Below are 26,296 nucleotides of genomic sequence, written 5' to 3'. Positions count from 1 at the left end.
AAGATTCATGTGGATGCTGATGATGGACTCTTTCGATATACATATGTTTTAATTTGCCGTAGCGGTAAATTGATGAGATAGAAATAATAGTACCTAAAATAATAAAATATTGTTTGTTTTGTTTGTGTTAATAAGGAATTTGGTTTCGTGAGAAAGTGGATTCTTAACCACTGAAAAGAGGATTAATAAGTTAATCCTCTTTTTTAATGAACGACATCAGCCTTTTGTAGAAAGGATGCTTGGTCAGAGTGGTTGCATCTCCCAGTATGACGAGCTTCATTCGTGCCCGGGTGATAGCCACGTTCATTCTTCGCAGGTCGTTCAGAAATCCTATCTGCCCTTCCTCATTGGCGCGGACAAGACTGATGAAAATGACATTCCGCTCCTGCCCTTGAAAGCCATCTACCGTATTCACGGTGATGAGGCTGCGGAAAGGGCGCAGGAAACTGCTTCCTTTGATTTTGCTTCTCAGATATTGCACCTGTGCCTTATAAGGTGAAATCAGCCCGAAATCAATCCGCTCTTCCAATATCCGTTCCTTGCCGATTCGGTTGATATACGCTTCCAGTTCCTGTAAGAGTAGGTTTGCTTCCTCTTTGTTGATACGTCCGAAACTCTCGCCCACAAACTCTTCGTGGAAATCCATTTCCGAGGTATCTATCCAATTCATCGGTGTATCGAAATCTAGGATTCCCCTGTAGCGTACTTCGGGAGCTGCTTCCAGTTCACCGTGGTAGAACCAGTCGGAAGGGAACTGCATGATGGATTCGTGCATTCTGTATTGTACTTTCAGCAATGAGACGGCAGACGGTTTTTGTTGGACTACCTTTTCCATTAAGGTGCGTTCCAGTCCGCCGCGGGCAGCTTCTATGCATTTGATGGTAGGCGGAAGCTGGCAATGGTCGCCCGCGAGGATGACCCGGTCTGCCTTGCGGATGGCAATCCAGCAGGCGGCTTCGAGTGCCTGGGCGGCTTCGTCTATAAATAAGGTGGGAAACCGCCGCCCGTTGAGCAGGCGGTGGTTGCTGCTCACCAAAGTCGAGGCAATCACACGGGCGCTGTCGAAAAGGTCGGTATTGATGAGTATTTCCAGTTCCGTGGCGCGGTCACGCAGGCGGCTCATGCGGTTGCGCATGCCTTCCCGTTCGGCGTAGTTTCCTCGGCGCATCCGGCCGTTCATTTCGCGGATAGACTTACGGATGCCCCATAACTCAGGATAAGCCGGATGACTCTCGAACCGTCGTTCGTAAGTGGAAGATAACATTTTGTCGTTTACCCGCGTGGGATTGCCGATGCGGAGCACCGCCACACCCCGGTCTACCAGTTTCTCGCAAATCCAGTCGACGGCGGTATTGCTCTGCGCGCAGACAAGCACCTGCGGTTCCCGGTGCAGCGTTTCATAAATGGCTTCGACAAGCGTCGTCGTCTTTCCGGTTCCCGGCGGACCGTGGACAATGGAGACGTCACGTGTGCAGAGCACCTTGTTGACAGCCGTTTCCTGCGTACTGTTCAGCCACGGGAAGCGTACCGGATATAGCTCACGAAATCTGGGCTTCTGTGTTCCGAGCAATGTGTCGCGCAGTTCTGCCAACCGGTTGCCTTTGGCACGGATTACATCTTCCAACGCTTCGAACATAGCCCGATAAGACGTCTCGTCGAAATAAAGCTGTACGCCAAGCAGTATATTGGGAGTTTGCAACTCTGCCAAAGCTCCCGCTCCGGGCAGCACGACCACCATCCGTTCTTCATCCGCGTAACTGACGGTAGCGATGAAATTCATATACTTCATCTTCCCTTCAAGCGACTGATGGAAAAAGCAGACGGGACGCCCGAACTCAAAAGAGTGCTCTATTTCTTTATTTTCGGTACGTGTAATATCTATTACAAGCTGATTCAGAGAATTGTAGTAACTTCGACCGGGAGAGACGGGATGCCAGCACAGACCGCGTTTCACTTTCCGGGCAATACCCATCGTTTCGGTCTGCCGCTTGAATTCCTCTTTCTCGTATTCGTACTCCATCCGTAGAAGGAGCTGTTGTTGCTGAAGGTCGGCTGTCGGACTTTTCGGATTATTATTCATAATAGAGGCAAAGGTAACAAATCTTCTCCCTGGGTCGAAAAAATATTTCATTTTGTTAAACATTACTCGAACGATGTTCGTTATTTTAATAGATAGACTAAAAAAACAAAAAGCGATATGGTATATGATGTGACTATGTTGGAAGCCTTCTACGCTGCTTATAAAGGAAAGCTGGAACACGTGCGGGCTGTATTGAAACGTCCTTTGACGTTGGCCGAGAAAATCTTGTATGCTCATCTTTATGATGTGGCTGATGTGAAAGACTACAAACGGGGAGAGGACTATGTGAATTTCCGCCCTGACCGGGTGGCAATGCAGGACGCTACCGCCCAAATGGCTCTGCTTCAATTCATGAACTCCGGCAAAGATCGGGCGGCCGTGCCTTCAACGGTGCACTGCGACCACTTGATACAAGCCTACAAAGGAGCGAAGGAAGACATCGCCACGGCGCGAATGACTAACGAAGAAGTGTACGACTTTCTTCGCGATGTATCTTCCCGCTACGGTATCGGCTTTTGGAAACCGGGAGCCGGCATTATCCACCAGGTGGTACTCGAAAACTATGCATTTCCCGGCGGAATGATGGTGGGAACGGATTCTCACACCCCCAATGCGGGCGGTCTGGGCATGGTGGCTATCGGTGTCGGTGGCGCGGATGCCGTGGACGTGATGACAGGCATGGAATGGGAACTGAAAATGCCGAAGATAATCGGTGTTCGTCTGACCGGAAAACTGAACGGCTGGGCATCTCCGAAAGATGTCATCTTGAAACTCGCCGGCATCCTCACCGTGAAGGGCGGAACGAATGCCATCATTGAATATTTCGGTTCTGGCACCGAATCTCTTTCCGCCACCGGAAAGGCAACCATCTGTAATATGGGTGCCGAGGTAGGGGCTACCACCTCGCTTTTCCCGTTCGACAGGCGCATGGCTACCTATTTGAGGGCTACCGGAAGGGAATGTGTAGTCGATTGGGCAGAATCCGTTGGCGCCGACCTGCGGGCGGACGAAGTAGTGACGGACGAGCCTGCGAAATATTACGACCGTGTCATCGAAATCGACCTGTCGGAACTCGAACCTTATATCAACGGTCCTTTCACGCCGGACGCCGCCACTCCTATCTCTGAATTTGCGGAGAAAGTGTTGCTGAACGGTTATCCCCGCAAGATGGAAGTCGGGCTTATCGGTTCGTGCACCAACTCTTCTTATCAGGATTTGAGCCGTGCCGCTTCTCTGGCCAAACAAGTTGCCGAAAAGAACCTGAGTGTAGCTGCCCCTCTGATTGTGAATCCGGGTTCGGAACAGATTCGCGCCACTGCCGAGAGGGATGGAATGATTGGTGCTTTTGAACAGATAGGAGCTACTATCATGGCGAACGCCTGCGGACCGTGTATCGGCCAGTGGAAACGTGAGACGGACGACCCGACACGGAAGAATTCCATCGTTACCTCTTTCAACCGTAACTTTGCGAAACGTGCTGACGGCAATCCTAACACTTACGCTTTCGTCGCTTCTCCCGAACTGACTATGGTGCTGACTATCGCGGGTGACTTGTGCTTCAATCCTTTGAAAGACAGACTCGTGAACCACGACGGCGAAAAGGTGAAACTGGCGGAACCTGTCGGGGACGAACTTCCTTTGAAGGGTTTTGCGCAAGGAAACGAGGGTTATATCGCCCCGCATGGAGCGAGAACGGAAATCAAGGTGAAACCGGACTCCCAACGTCTCCAGTTGCTGACTCCTTTTCCGGCTTGGGACGGCCAGGACTTGTTGAATATGCCGTTGTTAATCAAAGCGCAAGGCAAATGCACTACCGACCATATTTCTATGGCGGGACCGTGGCTTCGTTTCCGCGGACATTTGGAGAATATCTCCGACAATATGCTGATGGGAGCTGTCAATGCTTTCAACGGAGAAACGAACAAGGTTTGGAACCGTTCGACAAATACATATGGAACAGTATCCGGCACGGCGAAGATGTACAAGTCCCAGGGGATTCCCTCTATCGTTGTTGCCGAAGAGAATTATGGTGAAGGCTCCAGCCGCGAGCATGCCGCTATGGAACCGCGTTTTCTGAATGTCCGTGTGATTCTCGCCAAGAGTTTCGCCCGTATTCATGAAACGAACTTGAAGAAACAAGGAATGCTTGCCCTGACATTTGTCGATAAGGCCGATTACGATAGGATTCGTGAGCACGACGTCCTTTCCGTACTTGGGTTGGTGCACTTTGCGCCGGGACGGAACCTGACCGTCGTCCTTCATCACGATGACGGGACGAAAGAGAGTTTTGAAGTGCAACATACATACAATGAACAGCAGATTGCCTGGTTTCGCGCCGGTTCTGCCTTAAACGCAAGATAACTAAACGCCAGATAAAAAGATGAGCAAAATAACCATGAAAGCAGATGGTACGCTGCTGGTGCCCGATGTACCTATCGTACCTTATATTACCGGAGACGGAGTGGGAGCCGAAGTGACTCCTTCCATGCAGGCTGTGGTGGACGCGGCCGTTCGGAAAGCTTACGGCGGCAAGCGTCGCATCGAATGGAAAGAAGTGCTGGCGGGCGAACGTGCCTTCAACGAGACAGGTTCGTGGTTACCGGACGAAACGATGAAAACCTTTCAGGAATATCTGGTAGGTATCAAAGGCCCGTTGACAACTCCTGTCGGGGGCGGCATCCGTTCGCTGAATGTAGCCTTGCGGCAGACGCTCGATTTATATGTGTGCCTTCGCCCCGTCCGCTGGTATCAGGGAGTACAGTCGCCGGTGAAAGCTCCCGAGAAAGTGAATATGTGCGTGTTCCGCGAAAATACGGAAGATATTTATGCAGGAATCGAGTGGGAAGCAGGCACTCCGGAAGCTGAGAAGTTCTACAAATTCCTGAAAGACGAAATGGGCGTGACAAAAGTCCGTTTTCTGGAAACGTCCTCTTTCGGTGTGAAACCCGTATCAAAGGAAGGTACAGAACGTCTTGTACGTGCCGCCTGCCAGTATGCACTCGACCATCATCTTCCTTCCGTGACATTGGTACACAAGGGAAATATCATGAAATTCACCGAAGGTGGTTTCAAAAAATGGGGGTATGAACTGGCACAGCGCGAATTTGGAGATGCCTTGGCAGATGGAAGACTGGTGATAAAGGATTGCATTGCCGACGCTTTCCTGCAAAACACGCTCCTAATTCCCGAAGAATACTCCGTGATAGCGACTTTGAACCTGAATGGCGACTACGTTTCCGACCAACTGGCGGCTATGGTAGGCGGCATCGGCATCGCTCCGGGAGCGAACATCAACTACAATACAGGTCACGCCATCTTTGAAGCTACTCACGGAACTGCTCCGAACATCGCGGGAAAAGATGTGGTGAACCCTTGCTCCATCATTCTTTCGGCAGTGATGATGCTCGAGTATTTTGACTGGAAAGAAGCGGCAACTCTGATTGAAAAAGCCTTGGAACAAAGTTTCCTGGAAGCCCGCGCTACACATGATTTGGCTCGTTTTATGCCGAATGGAACCTCTCTTCCGACTTCCGCCTTCACACGCGAAATAGTGGAACGGATTGAAAAACAACAGCAACGAATAAATACCAAGAAAGATGAAGAAAGAATATTTGATTTACAAGCTCTCCGAAGATATGAAGGAAGCTACCCGGATTGACAATGAATTGTTCCCCAAGTTTGACGTGAAGCGCGGACTGCGTAATGAAGACGGTACAGGTGTATTGGTCGGTTTGACTAAAATCGGTAATGTGGTAGGTTACGAGCGTATTCCGGGCGGCGGACTGAAACCCATACCGGGCAAATTGTTCTATCGCGGCTATGACGTGGAAGATATCTCGCACGCCATCATCAAGGAGAAACGTTTCGGTTTTGAAGAAGTGGCTTACCTGTTGCTCTCCGGTCGTCTGCCGGACAAGGAAGAACTGCTTTCTTTCCGTGAACTGATTAACGACAATATGCCGTTGGAACAGAAGACAAAAATGAATATTATCGAACTGGAAGGCAATAATATCATGAATATCCTTTCGCGCAGCGTACTCGAAATGTACCGTTTCGACGCGAATGCGGACGACACCTCGCGTGACAACCTGATGCGCCAGAGTATTGATCTTATCTCGAAATTCCCGACCATCATTGCTTATGCTTATAACATGCTTCGCCATGCCACTTTCGGACGTTCTCTGCATATCCGCCACCCGCAGGAAAAGCTGTCTATTGCCGAAAACTTCCTGTATATGCTGAAAAAGGACTACACCGAACTGGATGCCCGCACCCTCGACCTGTTGTTGATTCTTCAGGCAGAGCACGGTGGTGGTAACAACTCAACCTTCACCGTCCGCGTCACTTCCTCCACCGGAACGGATACTTATTCGGCCATCGCCGCAGGTATCGGTTCACTGAAAGGCCCGCTCCATGGTGGCGCGAATATCCAGGTTGCCGATATGTTCCAGCACTTGAAAGAAAACATCAAGGACTGGACTAGCGTAGACGAAATAGATACTTATTTCACTCGTATGCTTAACAAGGAAGTGTACAACAAGACTGGGCTCATCTACGGTATTGGTCATGCCGTCTACACCATTTCCGACCCTCGTGCACTCTTGTTGAAAGAACTTGCCCGTGACCTTGCCCGCGAGAAAGGCAGAGAGAGCGAATTTGCTTTCCTCGAACTGTTGGAAGAACGTGCTATCGCTACTTTCGGCCGTGTCAAGAACAACGGAAAGACCGTCTCCAGCAACATCGACTTCTACTCGGGTTTCGTCTATGAAATGATTGGGCTACCTCAGGAGATTTTCACCCCTCTGTTCGCAATGGCACGTATTGTAGGCTGGTGTGCGCACCGCAATGAAGAACTGACTTTCGACGGCAAGCGTATCATCCGTCCCGCTTACAAGAATGTTCTTGATGATTTGGCTTATATTCCGATTAAGAAACGCTGATAAGGACAAATCCTTTTATTGAATATATTGTAGAGTACTCCCCGAATGTATATTCCGGAAATTTCCGGAATATACATTCGGGGAGTACTTATTCAAGACAATTTTTTTACATTTAACGGTTGCAATGTCGTTTGCATTTGATGTAGTGTAGTTATGAGTAGAAAAGGGCGTTTTTCCATACAATGAATGGCGTTTTAACTCGCTGAAACTTATTAAAGAAAACTGTTCATATATAATGGAGTTTTTAATTTAAGAAGTTTTGTGCTGTAAATTGTCCTATTTTTGTTACTTTTGCATATCGCAAAAGAATTTCTATATGACTACGACTGCTTTTAATCTGTTTTTGGGCATAATGAGCCTGATAGCTTTATTTGTTTTTATTGCCCTTTACTTTGTGAAAGCTGGATACGGCATTTTTCGTACGGCATCGTGGGGAGCGGCTATATCCAACAAATTAGCCTGGGTGCTGATGGAAGCTCCCGTCTTTCTAGTGATGTGTGCCATGTGGATACATTCCGACCGCCGTTTTGAACCGGTGATATTGACTTTCTTCTTGTTTTTCCAGATACATTATTTTCAGCGCGCCTTCATTTTTCCTTTGTTGCTGACCGGAAAAAGCAAAATGCCGCTGGCAATCATGTCGATGGGAATTCTTTTTAACCTGCTGAATGGCTATATGCAAGGCGAATGGATATTCTATTTGGCTCCCGAAACGATGTATCAGCCCGAATGGTTTACGTCTCCATGGTTTATTGTAGGTACATTGTTGTTTTTCACAGGCATGTTGGTAAACTGGCATTCGGACTATGTCATCCGCCACTTGCGCAAACCGGGAGATACAGGGCATTATCTGCCGCAAAAAGGAATGTACCGCTATGTCACGTCCGCCAATTATTTCGGTGAAATAATAGAATGGGCGGGCTGGGCAATACTCACTTGCTCTCTCTCCGGATTTGTCTTTCTTTGGTGGACGATTGCTAATCTTGTTCCGCGCGCCCACGCGCTTTGGTGTCGTTATCGCGAAGAATTCGGTGACGCGGTGGGAGAGAAGAAACGGGTGTTCCCTTTTCTTTATTAGGAATGAATTATTAATAATGAATGTTTTCGTAAATTAAATAAGACTTGAATAAATTTCAATTACTATGAAATCCAAACTTTTTACTCCGGTCACTTTTGGTCCTTTAACGCTGCGGAACCGGACGATTCGTTCGGCAGCCTTCGAGAGTATGTGTCCGGGGAACAATCCTTCACAAATGTTATTGGATTACCACCGCTCGGTAGCTGCGGGCGGGGTAGGTATGACGACAGTGGCTTATGCTGCTGTGACACAAAGCGGACTTTCTTTCGACCGTCAGTTATGGCTGCGTCCGTCTATCATCCCGCGTTTACATGAATTGACGAAAGCAGTGCATGACGAAGGTGCTGCAGTAGGCATACAGATAGGGCATTGCGGGAATATGTCCCATAAGAATATTTGTGGTGTCACCCCTGTATCCGCTTCTTCGGGATTCAATCTTTATTCTCCTACATTTGTTCGCGGATTGAAAAAAGAAGAGTTGCCGGAACTGGCACAAGCTTATGGAAATGCAGTCAACTTGGCACGGGAAGCCGGATTCGACGCTGTTGAGGTGCATGCTGGACATGGCTATCTGATTAGTCAGTTTCTGTCTCCTTACACAAATCATCGGAAAGACGAATTCGGTGGCTCGCTGGAGAACCGGATGCGGTTTATGGAACTGGTGATGGAAGAAGTAATGAAAGCGGCAGGCAGCGATATGGCTGTTTTTGTCAAAATGAATATGCGTGACGGCTTCAAAGGTGGAATGGAAATAGAAGAATCCATACAAGTGGCGAAACGTTTGTTGGAACTTGGTGCCCATGGCTTGGTGTTAAGCGGTGGTTTTGTAAGCAAGGCACCGATGTATGTGATGCGGGGGGCGATGCCTGTCCGTTCAATGTCTTACTACATGGACTGCTGGTGGCTGAAGTACGGAGTGCGGATATTCGGGAAGTGGATGATTCCGTCCGTGCCTTTCAAAGAAGCGTATTTCCTCGAAGATGCGTTGAAATTCCGTGAAGCCCTTCCGGGCGCTCCGTTGATTTATGTCGGCGGTCTTGTCTCCCGTCCGAAAATAGACGAAGTGCTGGATGCAGGCTTTGATGCTGTGCAGATGGCTCGCGCTTTACTCAACGAACCGGGATTCGTCAACCGGATGGCGCAGGAAGAGCAGGCGCGTTGCAACTGCGGGCACAGTAATTATTGCATAGGACGTATGTATACGATAGAGATGGCTTGCCATCAACATTTGAAAGAACCACTACCTTCCTGCTTGCAGAAGGAGATTGATAAACTTGAAAAGCAATGAATGAAGTGAAATGGGCAATCATCACCGGAGCTGATGGCGGTATGGGTACAGAAATAACCCGTGCTGTGGCCAAAGCTGGTTATCGGGTAATAATGGCTTGTTATAACCACCGGAAGGCGGAGACTGTCCGGCAACGGCTAATCGAAGAAACGGGAAATCCGAATTTGGAAGTGATAGCGGTTGATTTATCTTCCATGAAATCTGTCGTTTCTTTTGCCGGGCAGATTTTAGAACGCAACCTTCCTGTCTCCCTATTGATGAACAATGCCGGAACAATGGAAACGGGATTTTCTATTACGAGCGACGGGTTTGAACGGACGGTCAGCGTAAATTACGTGGCTCCTTACTTATTGACGCGTAAATTAATCCCGGCTATGGTGCGTGGAGCACGTATCGTAAATATGGTTTCGTGCACGTATGCAATCGGGAGACTCGATTTTCCTGATTTCCTGCATAGGGGAAAGCAGGGGCAGTTCTGGAGAATACCTGTTTACAGCAATACGAAATTGGCTTTATTACTGTTTACTTTCGAACTTGCCGAACAACTTCGCGAGAAAGGAATCACTGTCAATGCCGCTGATCCGGGAATCGTCTCTACCGATATCATCACGATGCACAAGTGGTTCGACCCCTTGACGGATATCTTTTTCCGTCCTTTTATCCGTAAGCCCGCGAAAGGGGCTTCTACGGCAATTGGGCTGTTGTTGGACGAGAAGGAAGCCGGTGTGACGGGACAACTCTATGTCAATAATCATCGGAAAATCTTATCTGACAAATACATAAACCATGTGCAGAGAGAGCAGTTGTGGGAAATAACGGAGCGTTCGTTAGCGCAATGGTTTGAGTAGAAAGAAGAAACGGCGGATAATCTGTTTTCCAGTTATCCACCGTTTCTTTTTTATGGTTGAATGAAACCTCTTTCTCTTAGATTGAAAGTTCTTTCAGTACATTCACAAGATCTCTCTTTATCGGCTTGTCGTTTTTGATAGCTTTGCTGAACGGTACATAAACGATTTCGTCATGTTCGATACCAATCATTACGTTACGCTGGTCTTCCATAATCGCGTCAATAGCTGCCGCACCCAGGCGGCTTGCCAAAATACGGTCATGAGCAGTAGGGCTACCGCCACGCTGCAAGTGTCCGAGGATGGTCACACGCACATCATATTGAGGATATTCGTTTTTGACACGTTCCGCATAATGCATGGCGCCACCTGTCAGTTCGCTTTCGGCTACCAGCACGATACTGCTATTCTTTGATTTGCGGAACCCGTTTTTGATAAATTCTTCCAGTTGGTCGACTTCCGTGCTGAACTCAGGAATAATAGCAGCTTCGGCTCCCGAAGCAATTGCTCCGTTCAGCGCGAGGAAACCGGCATCACGTCCCATTACTTCCACAAAGAACAAACGTTCGTGCGAAGTGGCTGTGTCGCGAATCTTATCTACTGCGTCCAAAATCGTATTCAGTGCTGTGTCGTAACCGATAGTTGTATCTGTTCCGTAAAGGTCATTGTCAATTGTTCCCGGCAGTCCAATACATGGGACATCGAATTCTTGCGCGAAGATGCGAGCACCTGTCAACGAACCGTCACCACCGATGATGACCAGGGCGTCAATGCCTTCTTTCTTCATGTTATCGTAAGCAAGTTGGCGTCCTTCAGGAGTGGTGAACTCCTTGCAGCGGGCTGTTTTCAGAATAGTTCCCCCCAGTTGGATGATGTTACTTACGTTTTGGCTTTTGAATTCTTTGATTTCGCCTGTCACCAGACCTTTGTAGCCTCTATATATACCTTTAACTTGTAGTCCGTTATAGATAGCCGCACGTGTCACTGCACGTATAGCTGCGTTCATTCCCGGCGCATCACCGCCGGAAGTTAAAATTCCGATACACTTTACTGTTCCCATAACACAATCTTTTCATTAATTAGTTTGACGTGGCAAATGTACAATAAAAAGTTGAAAGCAATGTTTATGAAGTTTTTTTTCGCATGACGAAAACATTAAAAATGTTCAAATAGCTGTTCTTTGCTTTCTTTTTATTCTTATCTGTTTCTCTGCTGTTATTCTTTTATGAAATAGGCAGTTGTTTTTATATAAGTGCCTGAATGTGACTGTATATCTTTTCCATCAGCCATTTAGGAGTTGAAGTAGCCCCGCACACACCAATTGATTGTACGTTTTGGAGCAAAGAAACGTCTATCTCCTTTTCGTTGTCTATTAAATGTGAATTAGGATTCACTTTCAGACACTCTTCAAACAACATCTTTCCGTTCGAACTCTTTTTCCCGCTGACGAAAAATATCAAATCATGCGTAGCCGCAAACTCCCTGAGCTTGGGCATGCGGTTGGCAACCTGGCGGCAAATCGTGTCGTAATACTCGAAAGTCGCGTCCGGTGAGATATGCTTTTTAATGTATTCTACAATTTCCTGGAATTCGTCGAGCGACTTGGTTGTCTGCGAGAAAAGCCGGATATTCTTGCTTAAATCCAGTTTCTTCGCTTCCTCGGCTTTTTCGATGACAATCGCTTTTCCGTCTGTCTGTCCCACTAGGCCCAACACTTCTGCGTGACCGGTTTTGCCGTATATGACAATTTGTTTTTCTTGATTTCCGTCTTGTAGAAACTCTTGCTTGATACGTTTTTGCAAACGTAATACTACCGGGCAGGTAGCATCTATTATCTCTATATTATTTTCGCGGGCAATCATGTAAGTTTCAGGTGGTTCCCCGTGTGCTCTGAGCAGAACCTTGGCGTTTCGCAACTGCTTGAACTCTTCACGGTTGATGGTAATTAATCCCATCGTTTTCAGCCTGTCCACTTCCCGGCTATTGTGCACTATATCTCCAAGACAATAAAGCGTTTCTCCTTTTGCCAACTCTTCTTCTGCTTTGTGGATGGCAGTCACTACCCCGAAACAGAAACCCGAATCCTCATCTATCTCTACTTTAATCATATAGAAAGCTACTTATACCATATTGAATAATATCACTTATATTATAAAGAATATCCTTCAAGCCATGAAGGGAAGCTATTTGCCTACCTTGTTAAAGTTCTCGAACAACCATTCTTTCTGCTGCTCGATTGTCAAATTCGTATTATCTAGCAAGAGAGCATCTTTGGCTTTGCGCAGCGGGCTTACATCGCGATTTTGGTCAATGTAATCCCGTTGCTTCACATTCTCCAATATTTCGTCGAAACTGGCCTCCTGGCCTTTTGCTTTCAACTCTTCATAACGGCGCTGTGCGCGGATTTCCGGTGTAGCGGTAACGAATATCTTCAATTCTGCATTCGGAAAAACGGTAGTCCCGATGTCTCTGCCGTCCATCACGATTCCTTTTTCCTTCCCCATTGCCTGCTGTTGAGCTACCATTGCCTCACGTACAAAGTTGAGCGCACTGATAGGGCTAACCTTCGATGAAACTTCCATCGTACGGATTTTGTTTTCCACATTCATGCCGTTGAGGTAGGTGTCCGGACGCCCTGTTTCCGGATTCAAGCGGAAAGAAATATGAATATTCTTGATTTCATTTCTCAGTTTTTCGACATCGATAACATCACCGTTGAAAATCCCGTTCTCTATACCATATAAAGTGACCGCACGATACATGGCTCCGCTGTCAATGTAAATGTATCCTATTTCACGGGCAAGATCCTTGGCCATGGTGCTTTTTCCGCAAGAGGAAAAACCGTCGACTGCTATTACTATCTTTTTCATATTCAGCTCATCTAATTTGTCCGCCAAAGATACGTTTATTTTTAAAGACAGACCGAACGTTCGGTCTAAAAAAGAGTGAAGTAAGTACGAAAGAATTAAAAAAGTTAAAAAGCCGGATAAAAAGACAGGAAGAAACAGGCGGTTAACTGAAAATGTACTATATTTGCCCAAAGACACATAGGAAGACACTTTTTTTTATTAATCATTATATTAATTATTTTTATGGAAGTTAAAAAATCACCCAAAGCAGACCTGGAAGGCAAGAAGTCTACATGGTTGCTCGTTGGTTACGTGGTAGTGTTAGCTTTCATGTTCGTGGCGTTCGAATGGACCCAGCGTGACGTGAAAATTGATACAAGCCAGGCAGTAGCTGACGTTGTGTTTGAAGAGGAAATCATTCCTATTACCGAGACCCCCGAACAACAAGCTCCACCACCACCCGAAGCTCCGAAAGTGGCTGAATTATTGGAGATTGTCGACGATAAAGCCGAAATTGATGAAACAACAACCATTATCAATGAAGATAATGCTGCTCCGGTAGAGGTAAAATACGTACCGGTACAGGTTGTTGAAGAAGAGCCGGAAGAACAAACGATCTTCGAAGTTGTAGAAAATATGCCGGACTTCCCGGGCGGACAGGCAGCTTTGATGCAGTATCTGGCTAAGAATATTAAATACCCGACTATAGCACAGGAAAACGGAACTCAAGGACGTGTTATCGTACAGTTCGTTGTTAACAAGGACGGTAGTATCGTAGATGCGAAAGTTGTACGTAGCGTTGACCCGTATTTGGATAAAGAAGCCCTCCGTGTGATAAATACCATGCCGAAGTGGAAACCTGGTATGCAGCGCGGTAAACCGGTACGTGTTAAATTTACAGTTCCTGTAATGTTCAGGCTGCAGTAATTTGTAATACAATAATTTAAGAGGCTGCCGTAAGCAGCCTCTTTTTCATTCATTAATATTTTTCATCCATCATGTTCACAGCTTCTCAATTACTTGATAAAATAAACAGTCATATTTCTGAAATTCAGTTTACCCGGACACCGGAAGGGCTCTATGAACCGATTGAGTATATCCTTTCTCTAGGGGGGAAGCGGATACGTCCTGTATTAATGTTGATGGCGTATAATCTGTATCGTGAGGATGTCGCATCTATCTACGATCCTGCTATTGCTATCGAGGTTTACCATAACCATACATTACTGCATGATGACTTGATGGACCGTTCGGAGGTACGCAGAGGGAAACCGACTGTGCACAAAGTTTGGAATGATAATACTGCCGTGCTTTCGGGCGATGCTATGTTGATTTTGGCATTTCGGTACATGACAGCGTGTCCAGCGGAATATTTGAAAGAAGTGATGGAACTGTTCAGTCTGACCACACTTGAAATTTGTGAAGGACAGCAACTGGATATGGAATTTGAATCTCGCTGTGATGTCACAGAAGATGAATATATCGAAATGATTCGTCTGAAAACAGCCGTATTGCTGGCAGGTAGTCTTAAAATCGGTGCTATTTTGGCAGGAGCAACTGCTGAAGATGCCGAGAACCTGTATAATTTCGGAATGCAGATAGGAATCGCATTCCAGTTGCAGGATGATTTGTTGGACGTTTATGGAGATCCGGAAGTGTTCGGTAAGAAAATAGGCGGTGACATTCTTTGCAACAAAAAAACGTATATGCTTATCAAAGCGCTGAACCGTGCGGACGAAAAGCAAAAAGAAGAACTGGACTGTTGGCTGAATGCTGAAACTTATCAGCCTGCTGAGAAAATAGCAGCAGTGACGGAACTGTATAATCAACTGGATATTCGTAATGTCTGCGAAAACAAGATGCGCGAGTATTATACACTTGCCATGGAAAGTCTTTCGGCAGTAGCAGTGGCAGAGGATCGAAAAAAAGAATTAAAGAACTTGGTGAAATTATTGATGTATCGTGAAATGTAGCTAAGCTCTTGAAAATATGCCATACAGACGACTACCAAATACAGACCAGGCGAGAGTTCGGGCGCTGAAAATAGCGGTTGAAAAGGGAGAACTGTATAATGTACGTGACCTGGCAATTACGCTGAAGACATTGTTCGAAGCACGTAATTTTCTGCAAAGGTTTGAAGCGGCGCAGATTTATTATACACAATGCTATGATAATCAGTCGCGGGCGAGCAGGAAACATCAGGCAAATGTGAAAACCGCCCGACTGTATATTTCTCATTTCATCCAGGTGCTCAACTTGGCTGTGCTCCGTGATGAAATAAAAGTGGCACATAAAGAATTGTACGGTCTGCCTAATGCGAGTACGGTACCGGATTTGCTGAGTGAAGCCGCATTGGTGGAGTGGGGGAAAAAGATTATTGAAGGTGAACAGCGGAGGACATCTCAGGGTGGTATACCTATTTATAATCCTACTATTGCACGTGTGAAAGTGCATTACGATATCTTTCTAGATAGCTATGAGCGGCAGAAGAATTATCAGGCATTGACAAGTCGGAGCCTTGACGAACTGGCTTCCATGCGCGACCGTGCCGATGAATTAATATTGGATATTTGGAATCAGGTTGAAGCTAAATATCAGGACATCACTCCCAATGAGGTCAGACTGGAAAAATGCCGTGATTACGGTCTGGTATATTACTATCGTTCCAGTGAAAAAGTAAAAGAAAAAAACGAAATATCATGCTGATAGATACTCACTCTCATCTCTTTTTAGAAGAATTTTCCGAAGATTTGCCACAAGTAATTGAACGTGCACGTGAAGCCGGTGTTTCATATATTTTTATGCCGAATATTGATAGTACGACGATTAATCCGATGTTATCTGTATGTGCTGGCTATCCGGGCTATTGTTTCCCGATGATTGGGCTGCATCCCACTTCTGTTAATGAAACATATGAACAGGAATTGGCCGTTGTGCATGAGCAGTTGGCGGGAACCAATCGGTATGTTGCTATTGGTGAAATCGGTCTTGATCTTTACTGGGATAAGACCTTTTTGAAAGAACAACTGTTGGTCTTTCAAAGGCAGATTGAGTGGGCGCTCGAATATCGGTTGCCGATTGTTATTCATTCAAGGGATGCGTTCGAGTATATATATAAGGTAATGGAATCCTATAAAAACACTCCGCTCACCGGTATTTTTCATAGTTTTACCGGGACAGTGGAAGAAGCCGAGAAATTACTGGAATTCGAAGGATTTATGTTGGGAGTTAACGGTGTAGTTACTTTTAAGAAATCTGCTCTGCCGGAGACACTGCTGACAGTTCCTTTGGAACGTATTGTGCTCGAAACCGACTCTCCCTATTTAACTCCGGTTCCGAACCGTGGCAAGCGAAATGAAAGCGCGAATGTGAAGGATACTCTTGCAAAAGTAGCGGAAATTTATCGAATGCCCTTTGAATACGTGTCTCAGGTCACTTCAGAAAATGCACTAAAAGTGTTTGGAATCCGCAAATAAGGTTCGAAAGGTTTTAAATTATATTAATTTGCAGTATTTATTCAAGATAAAAAAGGGATAATGCTTCAAGAAAAGAAAAAAAAGGATACATTTGTAGCTGAAAATGCGGAAAACTCATAAGGAGAGATGCTCGAGTGGTTGAAGAGGCACGCCTGGAAAGCGTGTATACGCCTAAAGCGTATCCGGGGTTCGAATCCCCGTCTCTCCGCAGAATTGAAAACAGGACGAGAAGTAAAAACAATAATAATAATCAATTAATTAATCTTAAAAATTAGACACACAATGAAAAAGTTATTCGCAATTGTTGCTGTGATTGGTGCCTTTACATTTGGCTCTATTCAACTTGCTCAGGCTCAAGACGCTCCTGCAGCAGAACAAACTGAACAACAAGCTGTTGCTCCCGCTGCTGAGGCTACTGCTGCTACTCCTGCTGCAGAAGAAGGTGGTATTCACAAGGAATTGAAAGTTAAATTCATTGAAGGTACTGCATCTTTTATGAGTTTGGTAGCTATCGCTTTGGTGATCGGTTTGGCTTTCTGTATCGAACGTATCATCTATTTGAGCTTGGCTGAAATCAACACAAAGAAATTTATGGCATCTATTGAGGCCGCTTTGGAAAAAGGTGATGTTGAAGCTGCTAAAGATATTGCTCGTAACACGAGAGGTCCGGTTGCTTCTATCTACTACCAAGGTTTGATGAGAATTGACCAGGGTATCGATGTTGTTGAAAAATCAGTTGTATCTTACGGTGGTGTACAGGCCGGTTACCTTGAAAAAGGATGTTCTTGGATTACACTGTTTATCGCAATGGCTCCGTCACTCGGATTCTTGGGTACTGTAATTGGTATGGTGCAGGCGTTCGACAAAATCCAACAGGTAGGTGATATCTCTCCAACGGTTGTTGCTGGTGGTATGAAAGTTGCCTTGATTACAACTATCTTCGGTTTGATCGTTGCTTTGATTCTTCAGGTATTCTACAACTACGTACTTGCTAAGATTGAAGCTCTTACAAGCGAAATGGAAGATTCTTCTATCTCTTTGCTTGATATGGTAATCAAATATAATTTGAAATACAAAAAATAATTCGAAATGAGTAAGTTAACATATAGAATATCGTATTATACTTTGTATGCGATGTTTGCTGTCATCCTCATTGTACTGGGACTTTTCTACCTTGGTGGTGATGCTCAGGGTGCGGATGTTGTCGTAGGAGTAGATCCTGAAATGTGGCAACCGGCACATACTAATACTTTGCTGATGCTCATTTATGCATTGTTTGGTTTGGCTGTTGCTGCTACTGTTATTGCTGCTATATTCCAATTTGGCGCAGCTTTGAAAGATAATCCGGCAAATGCAATTAAGTCTTTACTTGGCTTAGTGCTTTTGATTGTTGTTTTAGTTGTAGCTTGGTCTATGGGGGACGGTACACCGATGCAAATTCCAGGTTATAGCGGTACGGACAACGTTCCTTTCTGGCTGAAACTGACTGATATGTTCCTTTATTCTATTTACATCCTGTTGTTTGTGACTGTTGTTGCAATCATCGCGAGTGGTATAAAGAAAAAAATATCGTAATCAATTGGGGATACTCAATTAAATAAGTAATTACAATGGCAAAAGGAAAAAGAAAAGTTCCTGATATTAACTCAAGTTCTACGGCGGATATCGCTTTCTTGTTGCTGATCTTCTTCTTGATTACGACATCAATGGATACGGACCGTGGTTTGGCAAGACTTTTGCCGCCGCCACCCGAAGATCAAGACCAACAGAATACGGATAAGATCAAAGAACGTAACGTCTTGCAGGTTTATCTGAATAAGGATGACGCCTTGATGTGCGGTAATGATTATATCAGTGTTGATCAGTTGAGAGATAAAGCTAAAGAATTTATTGCTAACGTCAATAACGCGGAGAATATGCCTGAAAAGACACAAAAGAGTGTGGAATTCTTTGGCACATATATGGTTAATGACAAGCACGTAATTTCTTTGCAGAATGACCGTGGATCTTCTTATCAGGCATATATCAGTGTGCAGAACGAATTGGTTGCTGCATATAATGAATTGAGAGACGAGTTGGCTGAACAGAAATTTGGAGTAAAATACGCAGAACTGAGCGATGAACAGCAAAAAGCAGTTCGTGAAATTTATCCGCAACGAATTTCTGAGGCAGAACCTAAAAAATACGGAGAAAAAAAGAAGTAAGTAATGGGAAAATTTAATAAGACTGGTAAACGTGAAATGCCGGCGTTGAATACTTCTTCATTGCCTGACCTTATTTTTACCTTGTTGTTCTTCTTTATGATTGTAACAACAATGCGTGAGGTAACATTAAAGGTGCAGTTTACGCTTCCGCAAGGTACTGAACTCGAAAAATTGGAGAAGAAATCACTGGTGACATTCATTTATGTAGGTGAACCTACTCAGGAATATCGCGCGAAAATGGGTACTGAAAGTCGTATTCAGCTCAACGACAGCTACGCTGAAGTTGGTGAAGTACAAGATTTCATTTTTCAGGAACGTGCTAGTATGAGTGAGGGAGATGCGGCTAAAATGACTGTATCTCTGAAGGTTGACCAGAAGACTAAGATGGGTATTATTACTGACGTAAAAAATGCTCTTAGAAAATCTTATGCTTTGAAGATTAACTATTCTGCTACAAAACGTGGCGAGAAGTAATTAGTTAATTTAATAATAATAAAGAGAGGGCTTCCAAATTATTGGAAGCCCTCTCTTTATTATTATTTTCACTATTCTTTTACTTCATCAGTGTCTTTTACTTGTTTTTTGCTCCTTTTATTCTTTTACTCCGTAAACGGCTGTATGAAGCTTATGCTTTATTTCTTCATAATTTTTCTCCGGTTCAAGATTGCCATGTACCATTAAATACATAGGCAAAGAGTCATCTCCCGGTTTATATGGCGGCTGATAATAGTCTTCATTCCACAGAACGAAACCTTGTCGTTGGTAGAATCCGATACGGCGTTTTGCCATATCTTCTATCGGACGTTCTACTTCAAGTACAATCGGCAGTTTTAAGTAATTGCACAAGTATTCAAGTGTGCGTTTTCCGTATCCTCCATTTCGTAAGGCAGGGTTGGTGGCGAAGTGTTCTATATAGTAGTAACTGTCGAAGTCCCAATAGGTGATAAAGCCGATTGGCAGGTCATCATCAAAGATGATGTTATTATGAAAGTTACCCATACGGTCGGTGTATTCGCGTAGTTGGTTCAACTCGCGGTATTCTTCTGGTGGAAATGCATCTATAAGCAGTTCTTCCATAAACTTGTAATGCTGGAAATCCGATGTGGTAATCGGTTGGAATCTAATCATACGGTTTGGCTTTTAAAATTTATAGTCATATAATTTTTAAGGAATATAAAATTCGATTATCCGGCGGATGGCACGTTGGCAAACCGGGCAAAATTCCGGATATCCGTTAGTTTTCATACGGCAATCATAGGCGGGGCGGTAAATACCTTTGGCAGAATAACCGGCTCCCTCGTACACTCCAACCGGATATTTCTTCTTTTCAGCAGTAGGAGTTGGTATTGGAGTGCTTGCCGGGAGCATATTCTCCCATTTGGAAGCAAAGTTCACTCGTGTAGAAATGTTCTGTTCCCACGGTTCGATATCCAGTGGGTAAGTATCTGTCATTGTATCATCCTCATAGAAATATTCGTCGGCTAATCCGGCGAAGCTGTGCCCGAATTCGTGAACTACTACCGGCTTGAACATCGGATGATGAGCGGTAGTCAAGGTGTAAGAGTTATAGATTCCACCACCACCGTATACATCAGTATTGGCGAGAATAATAATATGCTCGTAAGGGAGACCGGCTAGAGCGTTATGGATTGATTTCACCCGGCTGGTAGTCAGATAACGATCCGAATAGAAAGTGTCGAAGTGGGAGTGAACAGCCGTTTGTTTCCATTGGTTTTCGCGGGGGACACTTACACCGCTATCCGTAGACGGACTGGCAACGGCAATAATATTGAATTTGTCTTTCATAGAACGAAATGGTTCGTGTGAAAAAAGACTTTCACAGGCGTTTTGTGCATCCTGGTAGAATAGCTCCATTTCCTTTTCCGTGTATCCTTCAGCAAGAATAGCGACGTCTATACAATTCTTCTCATTACCACTTTGAAGCATATAACGGTGTGGAGTGATGTGTGACACACCACGTTTATGAATCAGAATATCGTTCGGGCGGACAATATGTTTGTAGCTGGCCATTAGTTCCCTGCGTGGAGAATATAAAGTAATTTCCACTTCGACCGCTTGTTTGGGATAAGGGAGAAGAAAAGTGTTTTCGAATCCTTTTGCTGTTTCTTTGGCTTCATCCGTAGTCAGCCATTCTTGAAATAGAGAAGAGAAAGAAGTCTTATAAATACACTGTTTCGTGGCAAGGTCTTTCACGATGATTTGTCCGTTGCCTTCCAAAGGAAGTTCGGATAAATGGTGTTGTCGACCGGCCCAGGAAGGGAGCTGTGACAGTTCATCCAGGTAGATAGCTTGTTGCTTGGCATTTCCGGTGAAAATATAGTCCACTCGCAATGTTTTGTCTTGAAAATAATCGGCAAAGTTCTGTGCATAGCCTTCTGCAAAAGTTAAGAAGAATAGAACGATACAGCAAATTTGTTTCATATAAATGGTATATTTATGTTTTTTGCAAAGATACAAACTATTGTTGATTTATCTGCTTCGTATAAATAAAAGTAATAGATTATAGTATTTGTTGCCGGAAAATCGCTAACTTTGCACAAAAGATTCATAGATAAAAACAATTTGGTTTAAGAAATGGGACATCATCAATTAGATACTTTAGATGAACAAATACTGAAACTGATTGCAGGCAATGCCCGTATTCCTTTTTTGGAAGTGGCAAGAGCTTGTAATGTATCCGGTGCTGCAATTCATCAACGTATTCAGAAACTGACTAACTTGGGTATACTCAAAGGTTCGGAATATGTTATTGACCCCGAAAAAGTAGGATATGAGACTTGTGCTTATATCGGTATATATCTGAAAGATCCCGAATCATTTGATTCGGTGACAAAAGCCTTGGAGGCTATTCCTGAAGTAGTGGAATGTCATTTCACCACCGGAAAATACGACATGTTCATTAAGATTTATGCAAAGAATAACCACCACTTGTTGAGTATTATTCACGATAAGTTGCAACCGCTGGGGTTGGCGCGTACGGAAACGCTTATCTCCTTCCACGAAGCCATTAAGCGGCAGATGCCTATAATGGTCGACGTAGATGACGAAGATTAATCAATACTTTGTTCCGGACAGAAGGTAGATCTACTTTCTTACGTAATCGACAAAAGCATAGGAGCAGAGATGTTTCTCATCCGCAGGATGAGCATCTCTGTTTTTTTCTTGCCATATCTCCGGAGAAACTTCTGGAAAATAGACATCAGCTTCCGGGGCGGTACTGTCTATTTCTGTCAAGCAGAGTTCATCCGCAAGAGGAAGCGCTTGCCGATAAATGCTTGCCCCCCCGATTATATATACATGTTCGTTTTCCAGACAACTTTGCAGGGCGGCCTCGAGTGAAGGAAAAACTTCAGCGCCAGGACATTCAGTTGCCGGATTCGAAGACAGTACTACGTTTCTACGGTTGGGTAATGCACCTTTCGGAAGAGATTCGAAAGTTTTGCGTCCCATTATAATTGTATTTCCGGTAGTCAGCGACTTGAAGCGTTTCAAGTCGTTTGGCAACCAAAAAAGAAGTTTATTCTGAAAACCTATTGCCATATGCCGGTCAACGGCGGCGATAATTGATATTCTACTCATAGGATTACACGGCTACTACTCCGGCAATGTGCGGATGCGGATCGTAATTGACTAATTCAAAATCTTCAAATTTGAAATCGAAGATATTTTTCACATTCGGGTTGATTTTCATTTGCGGCAATGGGCGGGGTGCGCGCGACAGTTGCAGTTTTACCTGTTCTAAGTGATTCAGATAGATATGTGCATCACCGAAAGTATGGACAAAGTCACCGGCCTTCAATCCTGTCACTTGTGCCATCATTTGTAATAATAATGCGTAAGAAGCGATGTTGAAAGGAACACCGAGGAAAATATCGGCACTACGTTGGTAAAGTTGCAGGCTCAGCCGTCCGTCCGCCACATAAAACTGGAAGAACGCATGACAGGGTGGGAGATTCATATTATTCAAGTCAGCCACGTTCCAGGCGCTTACGATGATGCGGCGTGAATCCGGACTATGTTTGATCGTTTCCACTACTTCGCTGATTTGGTCGATAAATCCACCGTTGTAATCAGGCCATGAGCGCCACTGGTAACCGTAGATGTGACCTAAGTCACCGTTCTCGTCGGCCCACTCATTCCATATACGTACTCCGTGTTCTTGTAGGTATTTCACGTTGGTGTCCCCTTGCAGAAACCAGAGCAGCTCATATATGATTGATTTTAAATGCAGTTTCTTCGTTGTCAGACAAGGAAAACCATCTTCGAGATTGAAGCGCATTTGATGACCGAAAACGCTGATGGTTCCCGTTCCGGTGCGGTCGCTTTTTTCCGTGCCTTCCGTTAACACACGGTTGAGTAAATCCAGGTATTGTTTCATACGTAAATAAATTATCAAATCATTGGTGAATTCATCACATGAGGAATTACACGTTTGCGCAAAATTACAAAAATGGGGTGAATAAATTCGCAAACCATCCGACGAACTTTTTCCAGGGTGAACGCTTTTTCCAAAATTCAGGTGTCAGTTGGGTACAGTGTTCGATGTCGTTGTGAAACATACTATTTAGTTCGGCAGTCGTTTTCTTGTCAAAAATGAAGGCATTCGTCTCGTAATCATATCGTAGGCTACGGCTGTTCAGGTTGGCGGTGCCGACCGTGCAGAACAAATCGTCTACCATCATAATTTTCGAGTGATGAAATCCGCCGTTGTACATATAGACGGTTGCCCCTCTTTTCATCAGTTTATGCAGTTTGTAGAGCGCCGCATCCGGTGTAAACGGAATATCAGAAGCGGAAGAAACCATTATTGTCACGTCTACCCCCCGGTCGATAGAGCGGTTCAGCGCTTTCTTAATGGAAGAAGTAGGCACGAAGTAAGGATTGACAATGTGCACATTCTTTTGTGCCGAATAGATACTCATCGCATACGCATGACTCAGCATACGGCTGTTCTTCTTCGGAGTACGGTCGACAATGGCAACCACGATATTAGTACTGTCCGTCTGCTCTTTATGCAGGGGAAAATAAACTTCTCCGCCTATATTCTGTTTAGTCTCCTTGTTCCAGATTGTGAGGAATATTTCCTGCAAGTCGTTGACCGCATCCCCTTCAATGCGCATATGCATATCCCGCCATGTTCCGATTTTCGGTAAACCGTTGATGTAGTAATCAGCGATATTCATCCCACCTGTATAAGCCACTTTTCCATCGATAACGGCGATTTTCCGGTGGTCGCGGTGGGCGGCATGATTGATATAAGGGAAAGTAAACGGGTCGAATTTAACAATCTCGATGCCCCGTTCGCGTATTTTCTTGAGATGTCTTTTTTTTAGCGGTTTATTGTTCGACCAGTTGCCGAAAGCGTCAAACATCGCCCGTACTTCAACGCCTTCCTTCACCTTTTCGGCCAGCAGGTCGAATAAGGCATTGGCAATGGAGTCATTGCGGAAATTGAAATATTCCAGATGGACATGGTGTTTGGCTTCCCGTATGGCTTCAAATAAATCGATAAACTTCTCCCGTCCGCTTTTCAGCAGTTTGACTTTATTATTATCGGAGACAGGGATTCCCGATTCTCCCAGGAAATGCAATACGAGAGAATCCCTCGTTAGCCCGATAGAGTCCCGGGGATACGTCATCAAGCTGTCGATAACATCTGCCTGGGCACGTAATAAAGACAAAAACAGAAATAAAATAAATATACGTAGTTTCAAAACTTTTCTCTCTATTTTAGTTTACAGAACAACAAAGATACAACATCTAAGTTTGGGGCTGCCCGGAAGAAAGGGTAGATTTATTATTGTTTAACAGACAGAACAGTTAATAAAGATTTCTTGCTATGAAGAATAAAAAAGCCCGGAGATAAACAGACGTTCTCCAGGTTTGTAATTATATATGTTTCCAATAGCATTTACGCCATGGAGGCCACTTTACGGGTTGCCATGAATATCAGGACAACCGTTGCGATAATTATTGATTTCGGGTCAAGGCTTGTGGTGCCATGATTGAGCATACCGATGAACACATCCCTTATCGTTCCCCAAGTAGCTTCCAAACCGCCCAGCCAAACGAAAAGTACAGTTACTACCGCCATAATGAAAGCACTCCAGATACGTGCCAGCCGACGGCTTCGGTCGGGCAAGTGGTGCATGACACGGCGACTGAATCCGTTGTCCGCTATTTCCTGCTTGTTTTTCGAGAAGAAATCCCGCAAGAGCTTATCATTGTTTACTTCTGTCATAACCGTTTTGTTTTAAATACATTGCTAATTTATCTTTTCCACGCGACAGGTGGCTTTTCACCGTTCCTGCCGGTATTCCTATTATCCCCGCAATCTTGTCGATGCTTACATCTTCCATGTAGAACAACGTGATGCAGGTTCTTTCCACTTCTTTGAGCGTTTTGAGTGACTGGTAGACATCCATTTTCTGACCGACATTTTCTTGTTCGGTGCTGTTGATGGCGTCTATTTCCCTTGTATCCAACTCAGCCGTCTCTTTTCGGCTGCGAATATAATCATAAAAAACATTATAGGCAATACGATACAGCCACGTGGAGAAACTGGATAAGTTTCGGAAAGAAGCAATGTTCGTGTATGCTTTGATAAAGGTGTCTTGCGCCAGGTCATCACTCAATTCGCTGTCGCCGCAAGTCAGGTTCAGGAAGAACCGCCGTACAGCCGACTGGTACTTTCCCACTAACTGGTCGAAGGCCCTGGTGTTCTTGAACACCACGACCTGTGCGACTAGCGATATATCGTTGAGTTGACTCATTATTCTTCTTCGTTCTTTTCTTCATTCAGCCCGTTACCTTTCTCTTTGGAGCCGATATTGTGCATCCATGTATCGGATGTATCCGGATTTTGTTTCTGATTGTAACCTATAATCCATTGTCCGATACCCATGAATGTGACTAGAAGTCCGATAGCGCCAATTCCGAATTCACCTGTGATTGCCCAAAGGAAGATAAAAAGCCCGATACCGGTAAATGTATTTTTGATACCTTGTGAGCGTTGGTCGACAGGTTTGTTTTCACGGATAAAATCCGCCGGTAACGGTTGTCCTGCTGCAAGTGCCTGTTCGGCAAGGCGATAGCGTGCTTTCCGGTTCTTGTAACGGAAGAAGAATACGACAAATAGAATAAATACCGGTAACCCGAATACGGCGATTATACTGATAATAGCTACTAGAATGCCACCGCTAATGGCATTGCCGAATTTGTTGAATGGAAAATCGTCATCATCCGTATTTATGGTAAAACTGGCGTTACCATGACTTACGCTGCTTGAATCTGTATCAACTTCGGTAGAGTCAGCATCCGTAGTGTCCACACCAATCACTGTCACAGCAGTGTTGTTCGCATTCGCTTTACTGCCTTTTTTTACACTAACTTTTACGCTTCCAACGGAATCACGTATAATAGTCGTATTATTTTGGGCGATAGCCAATGTGCAAGTGGTCAATACAACCATCAAAGCAAGTAGAAAATTTTTCATATAAATAGTTCTTTTATTTG

At 44.7% G+C, this 26,296-nt stretch carries 26 protein-coding genes, 1 tRNA gene and 1 pseudogene; 16 read left to right on the top strand and 12 right to left on the bottom strand.

Translation table 11 applies throughout. The features are described 5' to 3' along the window. Positions 1-190: 190 nt before the first annotated feature. On the bottom strand, positions 191-2,131 hold the full coding sequence (locus ACGHVY_RS14840) for an AAA domain-containing protein (RefSeq protein WP_390599578.1): 1,941 nt from the start codon (positions 2,129-2,131) through the stop codon (positions 191-193). 66 nt (positions 2,132-2,197) lie between these two features. Between ACGHVY_RS14840 and ACGHVY_RS14835 the strand changes: the two genes are divergently transcribed. The 6 genes and pseudogenes from ACGHVY_RS14835 (at position 2,198) to ACGHVY_RS14810 (ending at position 10,234) form a co-directional block, all read left to right on the top strand. Then, positions 2,198-4,441, top strand: a complete 2,244-nt coding sequence (locus tag ACGHVY_RS14835; RefSeq protein WP_390599577.1) for an aconitate hydratase — start codon at positions 2,198-2,200, stop codon at positions 4,439-4,441. Between the two features lie 19 nt (positions 4,442-4,460). Beyond that, positions 4,461-5,654 (top strand): annotated as a pseudogene (gene icd, locus ACGHVY_RS14830) (NADP-dependent isocitrate dehydrogenase); the annotation flags it as partial. A gap of 22 nt (positions 5,655-5,676) precedes the next feature. Next, entirely contained in the window at positions 5,677-7,020 is a 1,344-nt protein-coding gene (locus ACGHVY_RS14825) for a citrate/2-methylcitrate synthase (protein ID WP_390599576.1), read from the top strand. 316 nt (positions 7,021-7,336) lie between these two features. After that, the gene (locus tag ACGHVY_RS14820) at positions 7,337-8,098 is read left to right on the top strand and encodes a DUF1295 domain-containing protein (protein WP_390599575.1); all 762 of its coding nucleotides are present in this window, start codon (positions 7,337-7,339) and stop codon (positions 8,096-8,098) included. A gap of 64 nt (positions 8,099-8,162) precedes the next feature. Then, complete coding sequence (locus tag ACGHVY_RS14815; RefSeq protein ID WP_390599574.1) at positions 8,163-9,386, top strand: NADH:flavin oxidoreductase; 1,224 nt, start codon at positions 8,163-8,165, stop codon at positions 9,384-9,386. Then, positions 9,383-10,234 carry an SDR family oxidoreductase gene (locus ACGHVY_RS14810; RefSeq protein WP_390599573.1) on the top strand — a complete coding sequence of 284 codons (852 nt, stop codon included), beginning with the start codon at positions 9,383-9,385 and terminating at the stop codon, positions 10,232-10,234. The genes ACGHVY_RS14815 and ACGHVY_RS14810 overlap by 4 nt, the downstream gene beginning before the upstream one ends. Positions 10,235-10,310: 76 nt before the next feature. On the opposite strand, the gene pfkA is transcribed toward ACGHVY_RS14810, so the two are convergent. The 3 genes from pfkA to cmk form a co-directional block, all read right to left on the bottom strand. Further along, a complete protein-coding gene (gene pfkA, locus ACGHVY_RS14805) occupies positions 10,311-11,291 on the bottom strand; it encodes a 6-phosphofructokinase (protein WP_308746778.1) in 981 nt (326 codons plus the stop codon). A gap of 184 nt (positions 11,292-11,475) precedes the next feature. After that, complete coding sequence (locus ACGHVY_RS14800) at positions 11,476-12,339, bottom strand: 4-hydroxy-3-methylbut-2-enyl diphosphate reductase (protein WP_308746779.1); 864 nt, start codon at positions 12,337-12,339, stop codon at positions 11,476-11,478. 75 nt (positions 12,340-12,414) lie between these two features. After that, entirely contained in the window at positions 12,415-13,101 is a 687-nt protein-coding gene (cmk, locus tag ACGHVY_RS14795) for a (d)CMP kinase (protein ID WP_390599572.1), read from the bottom strand. Positions 13,102-13,323: 222 nt separating this feature from the next. On the opposite strand from cmk, the gene ACGHVY_RS14790 reads away from it, so the two are divergent. The 9 genes from ACGHVY_RS14790 to ACGHVY_RS14750 all read left to right on the top strand — a co-directional run bounded on the left by ACGHVY_RS14790 (position 13,324) and on the right by ACGHVY_RS14750 (position 19,234). Continuing rightward, the gene (locus tag ACGHVY_RS14790; RefSeq protein WP_022136555.1) at positions 13,324-14,007 is read left to right on the top strand and encodes an energy transducer TonB; all 684 of its coding nucleotides are present in this window, start codon (positions 13,324-13,326) and stop codon (positions 14,005-14,007) included. Positions 14,008-14,078: 71 nt separating this feature from the next. Next, positions 14,079-15,053 (top strand): polyprenyl synthetase family protein, encoded by a 975-nt coding sequence (locus ACGHVY_RS14785; RefSeq protein WP_308746781.1) that lies wholly within the window; start codon positions 14,079-14,081, stop codon positions 15,051-15,053. Between the two features lie 16 nt (positions 15,054-15,069). Continuing rightward, positions 15,070-15,786 (top strand): hypothetical protein, encoded by a 717-nt coding sequence (locus ACGHVY_RS14780; protein WP_390599571.1) that lies wholly within the window; start codon positions 15,070-15,072, stop codon positions 15,784-15,786. Next, complete coding sequence (locus ACGHVY_RS14775; RefSeq protein WP_390599570.1) at positions 15,780-16,556, top strand: TatD family hydrolase; 777 nt, start codon at positions 15,780-15,782, stop codon at positions 16,554-16,556. Before ACGHVY_RS14780 ends, ACGHVY_RS14775 begins: the two co-directional genes overlap by 7 nt. 120 nt (positions 16,557-16,676) lie before the next feature. Beyond that, positions 16,677-16,764, top strand: a tRNA-Ser gene (locus ACGHVY_RS14770). Between the two features lie 74 nt (positions 16,765-16,838). Further along, on the top strand, positions 16,839-17,639 hold the full coding sequence (locus ACGHVY_RS14765; protein WP_390599569.1) for a MotA/TolQ/ExbB proton channel family protein: 801 nt from the start codon (positions 16,839-16,841) through the stop codon (positions 17,637-17,639). Positions 17,640-17,645: 6 nt separating this feature from the next. Then, positions 17,646-18,131 carry a hypothetical protein gene (locus tag ACGHVY_RS14760; RefSeq protein WP_308745610.1) on the top strand — a complete coding sequence of 162 codons (486 nt, stop codon included), beginning with the start codon at positions 17,646-17,648 and terminating at the stop codon, positions 18,129-18,131. Positions 18,132-18,166: 35 nt separating this feature from the next. Then, positions 18,167-18,760: a biopolymer transporter ExbD gene (locus ACGHVY_RS14755; RefSeq protein WP_308745609.1), complete on the top strand. Its 594-nt coding sequence runs from the start codon at positions 18,167-18,169 to the stop codon at positions 18,758-18,760. 3 nt (positions 18,761-18,763) lie between these two features. After that, the gene (locus tag ACGHVY_RS14750; RefSeq protein WP_294629015.1) at positions 18,764-19,234 is read left to right on the top strand and encodes a biopolymer transporter ExbD; all 471 of its coding nucleotides are present in this window, start codon (positions 18,764-18,766) and stop codon (positions 19,232-19,234) included. Between the two features lie 117 nt (positions 19,235-19,351). On the opposite strand, the gene ACGHVY_RS14745 is transcribed toward ACGHVY_RS14750, so the two are convergent. Both ACGHVY_RS14745 and ACGHVY_RS14740 read right to left on the bottom strand, forming a co-directional pair. Further along, positions 19,352-19,888 carry a GNAT family N-acetyltransferase gene (locus tag ACGHVY_RS14745; RefSeq protein WP_308745608.1) on the bottom strand — a complete coding sequence of 179 codons (537 nt, stop codon included), beginning with the start codon at positions 19,886-19,888 and terminating at the stop codon, positions 19,352-19,354. Positions 19,889-19,924: 36 nt separating this feature from the next. Next, positions 19,925-21,202 carry an IgA Peptidase M64 gene (locus ACGHVY_RS14740; protein ID WP_390599568.1) on the bottom strand — a complete coding sequence of 426 codons (1,278 nt, stop codon included), beginning with the start codon at positions 21,200-21,202 and terminating at the stop codon, positions 19,925-19,927. A gap of 153 nt (positions 21,203-21,355) precedes the next feature. On the opposite strand from ACGHVY_RS14740, the gene ACGHVY_RS14735 reads away from it, so the two are divergent. Beyond that, positions 21,356-21,835, top strand: a complete 480-nt coding sequence (locus ACGHVY_RS14735; RefSeq protein ID WP_308745606.1) for an Lrp/AsnC ligand binding domain-containing protein — start codon at positions 21,356-21,358, stop codon at positions 21,833-21,835. 30 nt (positions 21,836-21,865) lie between these two features. On the opposite strand, the gene ACGHVY_RS14730 is transcribed toward ACGHVY_RS14735, so the two are convergent. From ACGHVY_RS14730 to ACGHVY_RS14705, 6 genes are all read right to left on the bottom strand, one after another. Then, positions 21,866-22,360 (bottom strand): dihydrofolate reductase, encoded by a 495-nt coding sequence (locus ACGHVY_RS14730; protein WP_308745605.1) that lies wholly within the window; start codon positions 22,358-22,360, stop codon positions 21,866-21,868. A 4-nt stretch (positions 22,361-22,364) separates the two neighbouring features. Next, positions 22,365-23,159, bottom strand: coding sequence for a thymidylate synthase (locus tag ACGHVY_RS14725; RefSeq protein WP_390599567.1), 795 nt, complete (start codon positions 23,157-23,159; stop codon positions 22,365-22,367). A gap of 64 nt (positions 23,160-23,223) precedes the next feature. Continuing rightward, a complete protein-coding gene (gene cls, locus ACGHVY_RS14720; RefSeq protein ID WP_390599566.1) occupies positions 23,224-24,495 on the bottom strand; it encodes a cardiolipin synthase in 1,272 nt (423 codons plus the stop codon). Positions 24,496-24,692: 197 nt separating this feature from the next. Then, the gene (locus tag ACGHVY_RS14715; RefSeq protein ID WP_390599565.1) at positions 24,693-25,022 is read right to left on the bottom strand and encodes a DUF5056 domain-containing protein; all 330 of its coding nucleotides are present in this window, start codon (positions 25,020-25,022) and stop codon (positions 24,693-24,695) included. After that, positions 25,003-25,554, bottom strand: a complete 552-nt coding sequence (locus tag ACGHVY_RS14710) for an RNA polymerase sigma factor (protein WP_390599564.1) — start codon at positions 25,552-25,554, stop codon at positions 25,003-25,005. The genes ACGHVY_RS14715 and ACGHVY_RS14710 overlap by 20 nt, the downstream gene beginning before the upstream one ends. Beyond that, positions 25,554-26,276 (bottom strand): DUF6249 domain-containing protein, encoded by a 723-nt coding sequence (locus tag ACGHVY_RS14705; RefSeq protein WP_390599562.1) that lies wholly within the window; start codon positions 26,274-26,276, stop codon positions 25,554-25,556. The genes ACGHVY_RS14710 and ACGHVY_RS14705 overlap by 1 nt, the downstream gene beginning before the upstream one ends. Positions 26,277-26,296 lie beyond the last annotated feature (20 nt).

This window comes from Bacteroides sp. f07 (assembly GCF_042854785.1).
Taxonomy (GTDB): domain Bacteria; phylum Bacteroidota; class Bacteroidia; order Bacteroidales; family Bacteroidaceae; genus Bacteroides.
Note: the sequence above shows the minus strand (reverse complement) of the source record. Positions and strands in the feature narration are given on the sequence as shown.